At 62.3% G+C, this 13964-nt stretch carries 14 protein-coding genes; 12 read left to right on the top strand and 2 right to left on the bottom strand.

Features of this window, described 5'->3' with window-relative positions:
- Positions 1-8: 8 nt before the first annotated feature.
- The 12 genes from cpaB to PP1Y_RS19195 are packed head-to-tail and all read left to right on the top strand — an operon-like array spanning position 9 to position 11231.
- The gene (gene cpaB, locus PP1Y_RS19250) at positions 9-899 is read left to right on the top strand and encodes a Flp pilus assembly protein CpaB (protein ID WP_013833715.1); all 891 of its coding nucleotides are present in this window, start codon (positions 9-11) and stop codon (positions 897-899) included.
- A complete protein-coding gene (locus tag PP1Y_RS19245; RefSeq protein ID WP_041559441.1) occupies positions 889-2340 on the top strand; it encodes a type II and III secretion system protein family protein in 1452 nt (483 codons plus the stop codon). Before cpaB ends, PP1Y_RS19245 begins: the two co-directional genes overlap by 11 nt.
- Positions 2330-2635, top strand: a complete 306-nt coding sequence (locus PP1Y_RS19240; RefSeq protein WP_232512459.1) for a hypothetical protein — start codon at positions 2330-2332, stop codon at positions 2633-2635. The genes PP1Y_RS19245 and PP1Y_RS19240 overlap by 11 nt, the downstream gene beginning before the upstream one ends.
- Before the next feature lie 20 nt (positions 2636-2655).
- Positions 2656-4212, top strand: coding sequence for a TadE/TadG family type IV pilus assembly protein (locus tag PP1Y_RS19235; RefSeq protein ID WP_013833713.1), 1557 nt, complete (start codon positions 2656-2658; stop codon positions 4210-4212).
- Between the two features lie 56 nt (positions 4213-4268).
- Positions 4269-4700: a TadE/TadG family type IV pilus assembly protein gene (locus PP1Y_RS19230; protein ID WP_232512457.1), complete on the top strand. Its 432-nt coding sequence runs from the start codon at positions 4269-4271 to the stop codon at positions 4698-4700.
- The gene (locus PP1Y_RS19225; RefSeq protein ID WP_013833711.1) at positions 4697-5317 is read left to right on the top strand and encodes a TadE/TadG family type IV pilus assembly protein; all 621 of its coding nucleotides are present in this window, start codon (positions 4697-4699) and stop codon (positions 5315-5317) included. The genes PP1Y_RS19230 and PP1Y_RS19225 overlap by 4 nt, the downstream gene beginning before the upstream one ends.
- A gap of 54 nt (positions 5318-5371) precedes the next feature.
- On the top strand, positions 5372-6526 hold the full coding sequence (locus tag PP1Y_RS19220) for a pilus assembly protein CpaE (RefSeq protein WP_232512455.1): 1155 nt from the start codon (positions 5372-5374) through the stop codon (positions 6524-6526).
- A 2-nt stretch (positions 6527-6528) separates the two neighbouring features.
- Positions 6529-7920 (top strand): CpaF family protein, encoded by a 1392-nt coding sequence (locus tag PP1Y_RS19215; RefSeq protein ID WP_013833709.1) that lies wholly within the window; start codon positions 6529-6531, stop codon positions 7918-7920.
- Positions 7917-8918 carry a type II secretion system F family protein gene (locus PP1Y_RS19210; RefSeq protein ID WP_013833708.1) on the top strand — a complete coding sequence of 334 codons (1002 nt, stop codon included), beginning with the start codon at positions 7917-7919 and terminating at the stop codon, positions 8916-8918. The genes PP1Y_RS19215 and PP1Y_RS19210 overlap by 4 nt, the downstream gene beginning before the upstream one ends.
- 1 nt (position 8919) lies before the next feature.
- Positions 8920-9891: a type II secretion system F family protein gene (locus PP1Y_RS19205; RefSeq protein ID WP_013833707.1), complete on the top strand. Its 972-nt coding sequence runs from the start codon at positions 8920-8922 to the stop codon at positions 9889-9891.
- Between the two features lies 1 nt (position 9892).
- Complete coding sequence (locus tag PP1Y_RS19200; RefSeq protein ID WP_041559013.1) at positions 9893-10738, top strand: tetratricopeptide repeat protein; 846 nt, start codon at positions 9893-9895, stop codon at positions 10736-10738.
- Between the two features lie 22 nt (positions 10739-10760).
- The gene (locus PP1Y_RS19195; RefSeq protein ID WP_013833705.1) at positions 10761-11231 is read left to right on the top strand and encodes a prepilin peptidase; all 471 of its coding nucleotides are present in this window, start codon (positions 10761-10763) and stop codon (positions 11229-11231) included.
- A 13-nt stretch (positions 11232-11244) separates the two neighbouring features.
- On the opposite strand, the gene PP1Y_RS25855 is transcribed toward PP1Y_RS19195, so the two are convergent.
- Together PP1Y_RS25855 and ggt are read right to left on the bottom strand one after the other, a co-directional pair.
- Entirely contained in the window at positions 11245-12042 is a 798-nt protein-coding gene (locus tag PP1Y_RS25855) for a M23 family metallopeptidase (protein WP_051010079.1), read from the bottom strand.
- Positions 12043-12151: 109 nt separating this feature from the next.
- Entirely contained in the window at positions 12152-13936 is a 1785-nt protein-coding gene (gene ggt / locus PP1Y_RS19185; protein WP_083835226.1) for a gamma-glutamyltransferase, read from the bottom strand.
- Positions 13937-13964 lie beyond the last annotated feature (28 nt).

The following is a 13964-nucleotide window of genomic DNA, read 5'->3' as shown; positions in this document are numbered from 1 at the left end:
GCGCTCAAATGCAGGGGCGCAATATCATTCTCATAGGAATAGCAGTAGTATTAGGCTTGATTGCCGTATTATTGGCTAATTCCTATTTTTCGGGTGTCGAACAACGACAGGCCAAGATCGCGCAAGAGCAGAATCTGAGCCAGATTGTCGTGGCAACGAAAGAATTGCCCTTCGGTACTGTTCTGAACGATCAGAACGTCCGGCTTGCAAATTGGCCTTCAAACTCGATCCCTGAAGGGGCCTTCACTTCGATTGCCGACGCAGCGGGTAAAGGCAACGCGACCTTGCGCAACATCGTCGCTGGCGAACCCGTTCTGGCATCGAAGCTGTCTTCCCGTCCGACTCTGTCGGCGAATCTGCCCGCTGGACAATATGCCGTCGCTGTTCCGATCAGCGCTGTTGCCGCCGCTGGCGGCTTTATTCGTCCCGGTGACACGGTTGACGTCCTGCTGACGCGCAAGATCCCTGGCGATGGTGCTGCGGCCGATGACAAGATGACGGACGTCGTTCTCTCGACCGTTCCTGTTCTCGCCATAGATGTCGACGCAAGCGAAAAGAGCACTGAGCCAACCGCCGCTGGCAAGACCGCCACTCTGCAGGTCGATACGCTCGGCGCGCAGAAGCTGGCCTTGGCCCAGCAGCTTGGTGTTCTCAGCCTCGCTCTACGCAATGCTGCGGATCAAACCGTTACCGCGGCATCAACCGTTCTTCCGAACCAGTTGACAGCCCGCAAGATCTATATTGCCTCGCGGGAGAGCCGCGCGCCGTCAGCTCCGGCTGCACCGATCTCACGGTCGGTCATGTCGCCTGCGACGAGCGCGCCGCGCAGGAGCGGACCGATGATGACGATTTTCCGTGGCAGCGAACCCAGCCAGTATGAGGTGCAACGTGGCTACTAATCGCACGACGCGCACGGCGCTTGCCCTTGCCTTGGTGGCCATGTCGGGAGCCGGCCTTGCCGGATCTGCGGACACCGCGCGGGCCCAGGCTCTCGCTGCCGGGGGACTTCATGCGGGCACGCTGGAAGTGCCCTTCAACAAGAGCCAGGTCGTCTCGGCCGACCGACCGATCGCCAAGGCGATGGTCGGCAGCTCTGACATTGCCGACATCCTGCCGGTCACGGATCGTTCGATCTACGTGCTGGGCAAGAAGATGGGCACGACCAGCCTGACGCTTTACGACAGTGCAGGCCGGGTAATCTCGATCATCGACATTGCCGTCGGCCCCGACGTCGAGGCGCTCAGCGACCAGATCAACGAACTGATCCCCGGCAGCAAGATCGATGCCCGGATTTCGAACGACTCCGTTGTCCTGACCGGCATGGTCAACAGCGCGGGCGCTGCCGACCGCGCAGCCCAGCTCGCCAAGGCCTTTGCCGGTGACAAGGTGATCAACCTTGTCACGATGGGTTCCAGCCAGCAGGTCATGCTGGAAGTGCGCTTTGCCGAGGTTAACCGGACCGCGGGCAAGGATATTGGCGTAAGCGCCTTTGCGAACTCGGATAACGGCAAGTTTCGGTCGGTGACCGGCTTGGGCTCACAACTGGTTCCCGACCCGGATACCGGCGAGGGAATCCTGCAACTTTCTGCGATTACAGATGCCTTCGGGATATTCCGGCAGAGATTCTCCATCGGCAAGCTAAACATCGATGCCACGCTCAATGCGCTGGAATCGCGCGGACTGGCGAAGACCCTGGCCCAGCCGACGCTGGTCGCCCTTTCAGGCGAAAAGGCATCGTTTCTGGCCGGCGGTGAATTCCCGGTTCCGGTTGCGCAGCAGAGCAGTGCAGGTGGCGGTAACGGCAACCAGGCGATCACTGTCGAATTCAAGCCCTTCGGTGTGAGCCTGGGCTTCACGCCGACGGTCCTCGGCGACAAGACAATCAGCATGATCGTCGAGCCGGAAGTCAGCGCGCTCGATCCAACGGCATCGATCACGGTGGGCAATATCGTGATCCCGGGCCTGCGTACACGCCGGGCCAGCACCACGCTGGAACTGCGCGACGGTGAAAGCTTTGCCATCGCCGGTCTGCTCCAGAAGGACTTCGAGACGACGATCAAGCAGGTGCCGATCCTCGGATCGCTGCCGATCATCGGTTCGCTGTTCCGTTCCAGCGGCTTCAAGAAGGGCGAAACCGAGCTTCTGATCGTGGTGACGCCAAGGCTCGTTGCGCCGATCAAGCCCAGCCAGGTCCGCCTGCCCACCGATCGCGTTGCCGATCCGGGTGAACTGAACACGTTCCTGCTGGGACAGCCCTATAGCCCGCAGCCCGTCGCTCCGGCGGTACCGGCGGGTGACCAGGCCGACACGCAGGACAAGGGGGACGGCTATGAATATTGAGAAGTCCATGCTGCCCGGGCTCACCGCGGCGCTGTTTCTCGTCGCCGGACTTTCGGCCTGCGCGACAACCGATACTCCGCCTTACATGGGCGGGCCGGACAACTTCGGTGAAGCCAATCGTCAGACGATGATGGCGCAGGTCATCGATCCCGATCCGCATTACGACACGGCCATCCCTGAAACCTCGGGCGATCACGCCGCAGATGCGGTGGAGCGCTATCGCGAAGGCAAGGTCAAGCAGCCTGAACGCATGACGACAACCTCGAGTATGTCGTCAGGCGGCGGATCGAACTGACGGGGGCAGGGGACGCAGCCATGAAGCGCGATGTTTTCCTAACTCTGAAAGAGGATGAAAACGGCGCGGTTGCGGCGACATATGCCCTTGCCCTCATGGGATTGATTGCGGTCGCGGGGGTCGGGTTCGACTACGCCCGCTTGTCGACGATGGACAGCGAGTTGCAGAACGGTGCCGACCAGGCGGCCCTTGCAGGGGCATCGCAACTGGACGGCAAGACCGGTGCCTGTTCGCGAGCTGCAACTGCGGCCATCTCGCTCGTCACCAACACGACCCTGCTGGCCAGCACCGATCATTCGATTTCCATTCCGTCGGAAACGGCCTGCGATGCGACCGGAAGCGTCCGGTTCTGGCAGAACAAGGACGCCACGACTGCTGCGACCAGCGACGCGAATGCACATTTCATCGAAGTCGATGTCGCTGTCCGCACCGTCGACTATGCCCTGACACCGGTGACGGGGTTGCTGAGCGGCTCTTTGAACGCCAGCGCCATGGCCGGGCTGGGATCTTCGATCTGCAAGGTTCCACCCGTCTTCATGTGCAATCCGGCGGAAACGACCGATCCGACCTTCACCGTGTCTAATTATGTCGGCAAGGGAATGCGCCTGATCGCCAACGACGGCGGCGGCAATTACGGGCCGGGCAATTTCGGTTATCTTCAGACAAACGCCGGTAACGGCGCGCAGGCAACGGCCCAGACCCTCGGACGCGTCGATATTCCCGGAGATTGCGTGGGAGTCGATAGTGTCACCACCAAGCCCGGTGAACAGGTCAGCGTGCTCGACGCCCTGAACACGCGTTTCGACATCTACGACAATGGCCTCAATCAGGCTTGCGGTAACGGAAATGGCCTGTGCCCACCATCGGCTAACAGCCGCAAGGACCTGATGCACAAGGGCGGGGCCGGCAATTGCGGGATCGCCAATGGCGGCGGCAATGGCTGGGTGGAAGCGCCGCATCCTTACCGGCCAACTTCTGCCACGACGCCTCTGACCGCTACGCAAATCTCGAACACGTCGCCGATGGGCTATCCGCGCGACATGTGTCACGCGGTCAGCCTCACCGGTTCATGCAGCGGCGGTACGATCGGCGACGGGAATTGGGACCGCAACGCCTATTTCAAGACCAATTCGCAGAATTACGCATCAACATTCAGCATTTCGGGAGCTTTCGGTACATCGACCCCGACGCGCTATCAGGTCTACAAGTACGAAGCCGACAACGCGGCAAGCCGGTTGCAGAACCAGAGCGATGGTTCCATCGTTTCGCGGCCGCAGCCTTATTGCCAGCCGCCCGGAGTGCCGGTGAATGGGGCCGCGCCAGATCGCCGCGTCATTTCGGTGGCCGTGATCAATTGTCAGGCGGAAGGCATTACCGGCTCGACATCCGGCGTCCATGTCCAATCCTGGGTCGATGTGTTTCTCGTCGAACCCTCGGCCGCGCGCGGAACGGGTGCATCGAAGTATACCGAGAAGAGCGACGTCTACGTTGAAATCGTGCGGGCGACGCAGCTCGGCGGGGGAGGGAGCACGGCGGCGCAGCAGATCCGCCGCGACGTTCCCTATCTGGTGAAGTGACGATGCCCGGTTTTCATGCCTTCATGCGAAATCAATCCGGTGCGGCAGCAGCCGAGATGGCTTTGATCCTGCCCTTGGTCCTGCTCCTGATCTTCGGAACATTCGAAGGCGCATACTACATCATGTGCGAACATCGCGTGGTGAAGGGTGTGCGTGACGCCGCCCGTTACGCCGGGCGCCTGCCATTCAGCGAGTACGATTGTGGAGGGACTTTCGGCGGCGATGCCACTGCGGTGAAGAATCTGGCCCGGACCGGACAGATATCAGGAGGCACTGCGGCAGTTTATGGCTGGGCGAATGCGGACGTCTCGATCGCCGTTTCTTGCTCAACCAGTCAGCAGGGCATCTATTCCAGCGTGGGCGGAAACGCACCGAAAGTGACGGTCAGCGCCGATGTCGCCTATCCTTCCCTGTTCGGGACGCTTGGACTGGTGACTACGGATTGGAGGCTCAAGGCTTCCGCCCAAAGTCCGGTGATGGGCCTATGACGCGTCTTTTCGATCTTGTCCGGAACGAAGACGGTGCCAGCGCAGCGGAGTTCGCGCTCGTCCTTCCCATCCTGTTGATTGCCCTGATCGGCACAATCGATGTCGGGCTCTATGCCTGGAACATCAATCAGGCGGAAAAGGCGACACAGACCGGCGCCCGCTGGGCCGTGGCAACGGACATGGTTGCAAGTGGCCTCAAGACCTACAGCTTCGCTGTCTCAGGCGGTGTGCCCCAGGGGACCGTCGTCGATCAGACGGCTTTCCCTGGCGTGACCTGCCAGAGCAACGGCACGACGGCTTCGTGCACTTGCGTCAGCGGCGGCACCTGCAGCTTTCCGCTTACGGCCGACAATGCGGCTTTCACGCGGCTCGTCACGCGCATGGCGCAGATCGACGGCGACATCACGGCAAGCAACGTCGTGGTCACTTACGCCTGGTCCGGTCTGGGCTTCTCGGGCGATCCCAACGGCCCCGACGTTGCGCCGCTGACAACCGTCAGCCTGCGCAACATGGCATACACGCCGCTGACCACGCTGCTGTTCCAGGTTTCCGTTCCTCTGCCATCATTCGCGTATGCGCTGACCATGGAAGATGGCAGCGGCACTGTGTCCAATTAGGTGACTTCAATGGGAATTCATGAACAACTCGCCCAATCGATAAGGGAAGGCACATTGAAGAGCGACACCGACATCCTCGTCATTGCCAGCGGACCGTACATCTCCGCTTTCAATGCCGCGGTCGGGGGCAGGTTTCCGGCAGGAGTGCGGGCGCACGAGCTCGATCCGGCCGAGCAGGTGCCCGACGCGGTGATCGGTGAAGCCACCCAGATCGTTTTGGAAGTCGATCCGCGCGATGCAGGCTCGATGCGGCGACTGTCGTCGCTTCGTGAGCACTATGTCCACGTTCCGCTTATCGCGGCGATCGGCGATGCCAGCGTCTCGCTCGTACGGACGCTGGTGCGACAGGGGGTAAGCGATGTCGTCTCGCTGCCGCTCGAACCCGAAGAACTCATGCAGGTGGTGCTCGAAGCTTCGGTGCGGCGCGATACGCGGCCCCGCTCGACGCAGAAGCTGGCACCGCTGGTGGCGGTCGCGCGTTCCATCGGCGGCTGCGGTGCGACTTCGATCGCTACGCACCTCGCTTCGGATCTTGCCGAGTATGCAGGCGCCGCCGGTGCTGTCATCGTCGACCTCGACCTGCAGTTCGGCAACGTCGGGATTTATCTTGGAGTCAACGCCCGAGGCAGTCTCAACGACCTTCTGGAAGCGGGCGACCGCCTTGACGACGATCTACTGACTTCAATCATCGGCGAGGCGGGCGAAGGGCTTTCCGTCATTACCGCGCCCGAGGCGATCCTGCCGCTTGAATCGGTTGATATCGACCAGTTGCTGCGGGTCATCCATCTGCTGCGTCAGCGCTTCGGCTATGTCGTTCTCGACCTTCCTGCCAACTGGACGAACTGGACATTGTCTGCGGCCCTGGCTGCAAATTCGATCATCCTGATATGCGAGCTTTCGATTGCAAGCCTGCGCCAGGCGCGTCGCCGGCTGGAACTGTTCGCGTCGGTCGGGATCGAGAGTTCCGCCGTGGAAATCGTCGTCAACCGGGTCGAGAACCGCTTGTTCAAGACCATCGATCTCGATGATGTTTCCCGCACGCTCAACCACCGGGTTCTGGGCAAGGTTGCGCTGGAATCGCCTCTTGTCAGCACGTCGCAGGACCAGGGAATGCTGGCGAGCGCTGTCCACCGCAAGAGCAAGTTCATGGCAGACGTCCGCAGACTCGGTCAGCTGCTGAGAGACAGCAGTCTCAAGAGGGAGGACTGATCATGTGGCAGCTTCGCAGAACGCCGGAAGTCCAGGATCCGCCAGGCGCGGCATCCAGGATGTCGCTCGACAAGCTGACGCCTGCGCCGCTCTTCGAACCGGAGCGCCGCGAAGCATCGCGCCAGCTCGACCTGAAGATAGAGATCCACCGCCAGTTGCTCGACCAGATCAACCTCGCCGCGCTCGACAAGATGTCGCGCGAGACGATTGCCAACGAGATTTCGGTCATCGTCGCCGAGATCCTCGAGCAGCGGAGCGAAATGCTGAACCGCGCCGAGCGCCTGACCCTGTGTGAAGAGGTTCTCGACGAGCTCCTCGGCCTCGGGCCGCTTGAGCCGCTCCTCAAGGACGAGACGGTCAACGATATTCTCGTGAACGGTCCGGATTCGGTATTCGTCGAACGCTTCGGCGTCCTTGAGAAAGTGACCACGCGCTTTCAGGACGGTCGCCATCTGCTCAGGATCATCCAGAAGATCGTGAGCGCGGTCGGCCGTCGCATCGACGAGTCCTCGCCCTTCGTCGACGCCCGACTGCAGGATGGCTCGCGCGTCAATGCGATCGTCCCGCCGCTGGCCATCGATGGAGCGCTGCTTTCGATCCGCAAGTTTTCCAAGAAACCGATCAGCATGGAGCGCATGGTCGAGATCGGCAGTATCGTCCCGCAGGTCGCTGAAGTGATGCGCGGGATCGTGCTCGGACGGCGCAACATCATCATTTCCGGCGGCACCGGCTCGGGCAAGACGACGATGCTCAATGCGTTGTCCTCCTTCATCGACGAGCGTGAACGCATCGTTACCATCGAAGACTCGGCGGAACTTCAACTCCAGCAGGAGCACGTTGCCCGCCTCGAAACGCGCCCGGCCAACATCGAAGGGAAGGGTGAGGTCACGCAGCGCGAGCTCGTCAAGAACGCCCTGCGCATGCGTCCCGACCGCATCATCCTTGGCGAATGCCGTGCCGGTGAAGCCTTCGACATGCTGCAGGCGATGAACACTGGCCACGACGGATCGATGACGACGATCCACGCCAATACACCGCGCGATGCACTCTCTCGTATCGAGCAGATGGTCGGCATGAGCGGCATCGATATTTCCGCCCGTTCGATCCGCGGACAGATCGCGGCGGCCATCAACGTCGTGATCCAGATCGGACGCCTTTCGGACGGCAAGCGCAAGCTGCTCTCACTCAGCGAGATCACCGGCATGGAAGGCGACACGATCACCATGCAGGAGATCTTCCGCTTCAAGATGACCGGGCGCGACGACGCCGGAAACGTTCTGGGCCATTTCGAGGCTACCGGCATTCGACCGAAGTTCGCGGGCCAATTGGCCGAGCAGGGCATCCACCTCGATCCCGAACTGTTCCGCCACTCTGCTGCGTTCGACGCGTCATGACTGCACTTTTCATCAGACTCTTCGTCCTGATCGCGGCATTCATAACGGTTTTCCTGATCTCGCAGATCTTCCTGCGATTTGCCTGGGACCGGCGATCGGAGCGGTCCGGAATTAACGAACGTCTGCGAATGCTGCGGGCGGGGCTATCGCGCGAGGCGGTGGCCTATAACCTGCTGAAGAATGCCCCCCCGCACCTTTCTCCGGATGCCGGTTGGTTCGAGCGCAAGTATGTCAATTTCATTCGCATGGTCATGATGGCGGCGATGCGGACTGAGGCGAAGCAAATCCTGCTGCGCATGGTCATTGCCTTTATCGCCTCGCTGTGTCTGCTGCTGCTTGTTCTCTTCGTCCTTCGCATCACGATTACGCTGGGCGTTGTCCAGCTTGCCCTGGTTCTTTGCCTCGGTGCGACGATTGCGCTCCCGATCATGTTGATCAGCCGCAAGGCGGAAAAGCGCCGCAAGAGAATGGAAGAGCAGTTCCCGGTGGCTCTCGACATCTTCTCACGCTCGCTGCGCTCTGGACATCCGATTGCCTCGGCAGTCGGCATCATCACTGAAGAAATGTCCGATCCTGTGGGCACCGAGTTCGGCCTTGTGTCCGACGAAGTGGCCTATGGCGCCGAGCTCAACGATGCTTTCGCGGCCATGGCCGAGCGCTGGGACCTTGAGGACATCCGCATGTTCGTGGTGTGCGTTTCGGTGCAGAGCGAGACGGGCGGCAATCTGGCTGAAATTCTCGACAATCTCTCGAAGGTCATCCGTGAGCGTGCAACGCTTTACCTCAAGGTACGTGCGCTGAGTTCGGAAGGGCGCATGACAGGCTGGATGCTAACCGTCCTGCCCGTCTTCACCTTGCTCAGCATGTTCCTGGTCAACCCGAAATTCTACCTCGATGTTGCCCAGGACTCTATCTTCGTCGTCGGCTTCCCCGCGCTTTTCGTGCTTTACTGCGTAGGCGTGTATGCCATTCGGCGCCTGACGGACCTGAAGGTGTAATATGGTTGAGTTTGTCGCCAACAACGCTCTGATCCGCAACTTCCTGTTGCTCCTGATCTTCGCCCTGGTGGTTGGTATGACACTCGCCGTCATGCTCGCTACCTCGAAGCGGGCCCGGGTTCGCACGAAGCTGGAAGTGATCGGTCGGCAAAGCGTAAGTTCGCATTCGGCATCCAGTTTGCGCCGATCGAGCGAAGATGCCTGGTCGCGGCTGGTGGCTCGGATCGAAAGGGCAGGGCTCAATCTCAGCGACACCAAGTCCGATGCGTTGACCGAGCAGATGCAGGCGGCCGGCTTCGAATCTCCCGCCGCGGGACGTGTCTATACTCTGGTGCGACTGGTCCTGGTGATCGTTCTGCCGACCGCGCTGATCGGTGCACTGCTGCTCTCTGGCAGTGACGTCAGCTACATGAAGCTCTATATCATCGGCACGTTCTGTGCCGTCATGGGCCTCTACGTTCCAAACATTTATGTGCGCGCACGTGCGGCCGCGCGTCGGCGGGACGTGCTGAACGGATTTCCCGATGCACTTGATTTGATGCTCGTTTGCGTCGAGGCCGGGTTGGGACTTGAGGCAGCGTTCGATCGTGTCGGGCGTGAGATGGTGACTTCGCACCCGCTGGTTTCGCGTTTGCTGGTGACCACGACTCTGCAACTGCGCGCCGGTGCCACGCGCGAGTCCGCGCTGCGCAACATGGCTTCCATGGCGCGGATCGACGAAATCGCGTCTTTCGCGACCTTGCTGATCCAGTCAGACAAGCTGGGGACGAGCATAGCGACCACGCTTCGCGTCTACGCCTCGGAAATGCGCGAGAAGCGCCGGATGCGCGCAGAAGAAAAGGCGCACCGCATTCCGGTCCTGATTTCCATTCCATTGGTGGCCTGCATGCTGCCGACGATGATCGGCACGCTGATGCTGCCTGCGGCCATCCGGGTCGTGCGAATTCTCCTTCCGACAATGACAGGGGGCTGACATGTTGAGCAAGACAGGAACGCGCATCGCTTGCGTCGTACTGATGGCGATGTCGCTGAGCGGTTGCGGGCGGGCGCTCGAATTCTTCGGACTTCGCCACGAAGCCAAGCCGGAAGTTCAGGTGCGCACCGCAGATGCCGACAGTGCTGCCGCGGCAGTGGCCGAGGGACGCGCGCATCTGGCCGCAGGCCGGACGGGCCAGGCTATCGAGCAGTTCCAGAAAGCGCTTGCAACTGGCGACCAGATCGGTCCCGCAGCCAACGGCATGGGCGTCGCCTATGTGCGGCTAGGCCAGTTCGAGCAGGCGCACCGCTTCTTTTCCGAAGCGCTTGCCGTCGAGCCGAAGAATGCGATGTACCAGGCCAACATGGCGCGCCTGATGCGCTCGACCCTGTTGGCCGAAAGGCACGAAGCGGACTTTGCCGCGCAAGTCGCTGCTCGCACGTTGACGGGGGCGCACGACATCCAGTCGCAGGAAGCGAGGCCTGAGGTCGCCGCAGCCGAAGAGCCTGCACGGCAGACGGCACCCTCGACAAGCGGGGCTACGCTCCAGCGCATTTCGCGCGGCGAAGTTATGATCCGCTCGGTCCAGCCCGAGAGCCAGGCGGGACGCGGTTCCTTGCCGGTCGTGGGCGTGCGCGGGGGCAAGCTCGACACGTTCAGGCCGGCGGTGCGCATCGAGTTCTCCGATGATGGCCGCAAGCAGGATAACGCTAAGGACAAGGCTGAGGGGGGCAAGGCGGACGCTTCTGGCGGGGCAACCGACGCAGATCCGCCGAAGACCGCCAGGGCCGATAGGGCCGGTTTCAAGCCGCTCGTGCGGATCGATTTTCCGACTTCGCGCTGACGCTCGCAGGGTAACCGATTAGATGAATGTCATTTTCTGGGCGGAACTGGTGGTGCTGGTTCCCGCCTGTTTCTATGCGAGCTGGTCCGACACAGTACAGCGGCGCATCCCGAACTGGCTTTGCCTGTTGACGGCTGCCACTGGCCTTGCCCTTGCCGCTTATGAAGCCGGATTGGGCGGCGTGGGTAGCCACGGCCTGCATCTGGCGGTTGCGCTGGTGGTAGGCATGGTCCTGTTCCGCTTCGGCATGATCGGTGGCGGGGATGCCAAGTTCTATGCCGGTTGCGCCGGCTGGTTCGCGTGGTCGCAGGCATCGCGCCTGCTTCTCTCGGTTTCGATCGCAGGGCTTGTCCTCTTCCTCGTCTGGTTCACCGTGCGCCGGATCATGCGCAAGCCGATCGGCGGGCGCGGCTCGGACGACAATTTCGACAAGCTGCCATATGGCATCGCCATAGCTGCAGGCGCGCTCATCACCGCAGCTTCCGCATTCTGAGGCGGAGACGGGGTTACTTGTGCAAGCTGGAAGAAGGATCGATCGGACGCCCGTCCTTGCGCACTTCGTAGTGCAGGTGGGGTCCGGTAGACCGGCCGGTCGAGCCGACGAAACCGATGACGTCGCCCGGTTTGATCGCTTGGCCCGGGCTGACGTTCAGGCGGGAGAGGTGGCCATAGAGCGTCTCCACCCCTTTGCCATGGTTGATGCGAACCGCTAGACCGTAGCCGCCCTGCCATCCTGCCGACATGATGACACCCGCCGAAGTGGCATGGACCGGTTCACCCATGGCCGCAGCAAGGTCGACGCCGGTATGCATGCGCACCTGGTTGAGCAGGGGATGCATGCGCAGGCCGAAGCCGCTCGACAGCCTGCTTGAGCGCAGGGGCATTCCTTCGGGCGCACCGCCCGATCCAGTGCCCGGTGGCGGCGTCAGCAGGCGTACCGTGTCCCGGAATCGTCCGCTGGAGGACATGATGACCGATCGGCTCTGATCGAGCGAAGCGGAAGACGAAAGATAGCGAACCGGTTCCTGCCCGCTGAGATCGACGGCGCGGCCGACGGTGATGCGTGCAGGCGGAGCTTGCGCAGCGGCGAACGGGGCAGGGTGGGGCGAAGTGACGCAGGCGGCGCGGTCGCTGACGATGGCTCCGGCGGTCAGGCAACTTCCCGCGGTCCCGGTGTCGACCACGGCCATGCGATTGACGCCGTCCTCACCGGCCATTGCCGGTGCGGCTTGGGCCATGACCAGAGCGACCGCGCCGAGCATCGCTGGGCGGATCGTCTTCTTGCTCTGGCATTCAAGGATCATGGCACTTCCCCCGTAGCCGTAAACTAAAGGAAAAGTGCCGGACTGTTAATTCAAATTGACGCTGCGTCTCGAACTGGAACGCGGGGATTTGGAGGTATGAAGACTTGCCTCAAAAGCCCCGCGCCATGCCCTCGCGCCTTGGATCGGCTCCGCCTTCATAGCCGCCGTTCTGGACTACGATCGCCTGAATTCCCGACTCCTCGCTGCGAGAGGTCGAGAGCGGCATGCCGCGTGCAGCAAGGCCGGTCATGATCGGTTCGGGGAACGGATCGGCGCGGAAGGTATCGCCCTTGGCGACAAGGTTGGGCAGCGCCACTGCGTCCTGCGGAGACATGTGCCAGTCCAGCATCGCTACCAGCGCCTTGAGATTATAGGCCTGGATCGAAGTCCCGCCGGGCGATCCGGCAGCGGCATGAAAGCGGCCGTCCTTCGTCAGGACGATGGCCGGTGCCATGCTCGAGCGCGGTCGCTTGCCGGGGGCGGGGGCATTCGCTGCTGGCGCTCCGTCTTTATCGGTGGGCGAGAACGAGAAATCGGTAAGCTGGTTGTTGAGGAAGAACCCGTCGACCATTCGTCCGGAACCGAAGATGCTCTCCACCGTGGTCGTCATCGAGACGACATTGCCCTCGCCATCGACGACGATGAAGTGGCTTGTCCCGCCAGGCTCGGCCGTAGCGTCGGGGCCGACAGCAGATGCGCCCTTCGGATGGCCGAAGCTGACCGGGCCTGCGCGTTCCCCGATCAGTTCGGCGCGCGCTGCCAGGTAGTCCGGATCGAGCAGGCCCTTGATCGGAACTTCGACGAAGGCCGGATCGCCGACGTAGCGGTCGCGGTCGGCATAGGCCAGCCGGCTTGCCTGCGCGAACTCGAACCAGGCCTTTTCATCCTTGGCATTGCGCTTGCCGATATCGGTATGGTCGAGAATGCCCAGCGCCATGAGCAGTCCCGGGCCGCCGGACGGTGCCTGCGGCGTGCAGACCATGTAGACGCGGTAGGGTTCGCAAAGCGCCGGGCCGGAGCGCGGGCGATAGGCGGCGAGGTCGGCCAGCGTCATCGTGCTCGGGCGCGGTCCCTCGCTCACGCGCCTGACGATGTCAGCGGCAACAGGGCCGGTCAGCAGGCCGGAGGCTCCGAATCTGGCGATCCGCTGCAAGGTGCGGGCGTAGGCCGGATTGCGCAAGCGGTCCCCCGCGGCATAGCGGGTGCCGTCCGGCTTGGAGAAATACGCGACGGCATCGGGCGCGGAGGATTGCGGTGCGCGCTCCATCCGGATCATGCCGGCAAGGCGGGGGCTGACGATGAAGCCGTCTTCGGCAAGATTGCGGGCCGGCTTCAGCAGGTCCGCCCAGGCGAGCTTGCCGTGATCGTGATGGGCCATGTCGAGCATGGCCACGGCCCCGGGCACGCCGGTTGAAATGCCGCCAAGAACCGCATCGAAGAAAGGCAGTCGGTTGCCCTCATCGTCGAGGAATAGGCGGTCGGTCGCGCCGGCAGGCGCGGTTTCGCGCCCGTCGTAGTATGTCGCCTTGCGGCTCTTCGCGTCGTAGTAGACCATGAAGGCGCCGCCGCCGATCCCCGAACTCTGCGGTTCGACAAGGCCGAGGACCGCCTGGATCGCCACTGCGGCGTCGACCGCCGAGCCGCCCTTGCGCAGCACGTCCACCCCTGCCTTCACAGCGAGGGGATTGGCCGCCGCGACCATTGCATGCTTTGCAAACCCGGCCTGTTCCCGCTCCGGTACTTCGGCCCGTGCGGTCTGCTCGACGGTTGCTGCAGGGGGCGGACTGGCCTGGGAAACGCTGGCCTGGGAAACGCTGGCCTGGGAAACGCTGGCCTGGGAAATGGTCGTCAGTGTCAGTGCGGCAAGGCCGACGGACAGGAAAAGGCGGCGCAATAGGGTTCTCCGCGGGGTAGCTTCAATC

The organism is Novosphingobium sp. PP1Y, assembly GCF_000253255.1.
GTDB lineage: Bacteria > Pseudomonadota > Alphaproteobacteria > Sphingomonadales > Sphingomonadaceae > Novosphingobium.
Note: the sequence above shows the minus strand (reverse complement) of the source record. Positions and strands in the feature narration are given on the sequence as shown.

What these genes read in the sequence shown, in the direction of transcription:
- PP1Y_RS19215 (WP_013833709.1), top strand. Translation starts at nt 6,529, where the DNA reads ATGTGGCAGCTTCGCAGAACGCCGGAAGTCCAGGATCCGCCAGGCGCG.
- PP1Y_RS19200 (WP_041559013.1), top strand. Translation starts at nt 9,893, where the DNA reads ATGTTGAGCAAGACAGGAACGCGCATCGCTTGCGTCGTACTGATGGCG.
- PP1Y_RS25855 (WP_051010079.1), bottom strand. Translation starts at nt 12,042, where the DNA reads ATGATCCTTGAATGCCAGAGCAAGAAGACGATCCGCCCAGCGATGCTC.
- PP1Y_RS19195 (WP_013833705.1), top strand. Translation starts at nt 10,761, where the DNA reads ATGAATGTCATTTTCTGGGCGGAACTGGTGGTGCTGGTTCCCGCCTGT.
- PP1Y_RS19235 (WP_013833713.1), top strand. Translation starts at nt 2,656, where the DNA reads ATGAAGCGCGATGTTTTCCTAACTCTGAAAGAGGATGAAAACGGCGCG.
- PP1Y_RS19240 (WP_232512459.1), top strand. Translation starts at nt 2,330, where the DNA reads ATGAATATTGAGAAGTCCATGCTGCCCGGGCTCACCGCGGCGCTGTTT.
- PP1Y_RS19210 (WP_013833708.1), top strand. Translation starts at nt 7,917, where the DNA reads ATGACTGCACTTTTCATCAGACTCTTCGTCCTGATCGCGGCATTCATA.
- PP1Y_RS19230 (WP_232512457.1), top strand. Translation starts at nt 4,269, where the DNA reads ATGGCTTTGATCCTGCCCTTGGTCCTGCTCCTGATCTTCGGAACATTC.
- PP1Y_RS19205 (WP_013833707.1), top strand. Translation starts at nt 8,920, where the DNA reads ATGGTTGAGTTTGTCGCCAACAACGCTCTGATCCGCAACTTCCTGTTG.
- cpaB (WP_013833715.1), top strand. Translation starts at nt 9, where the DNA reads ATGCAGGGGCGCAATATCATTCTCATAGGAATAGCAGTAGTATTAGGC.
- PP1Y_RS19225 (WP_013833711.1), top strand. Translation starts at nt 4,697, where the DNA reads ATGACGCGTCTTTTCGATCTTGTCCGGAACGAAGACGGTGCCAGCGCA.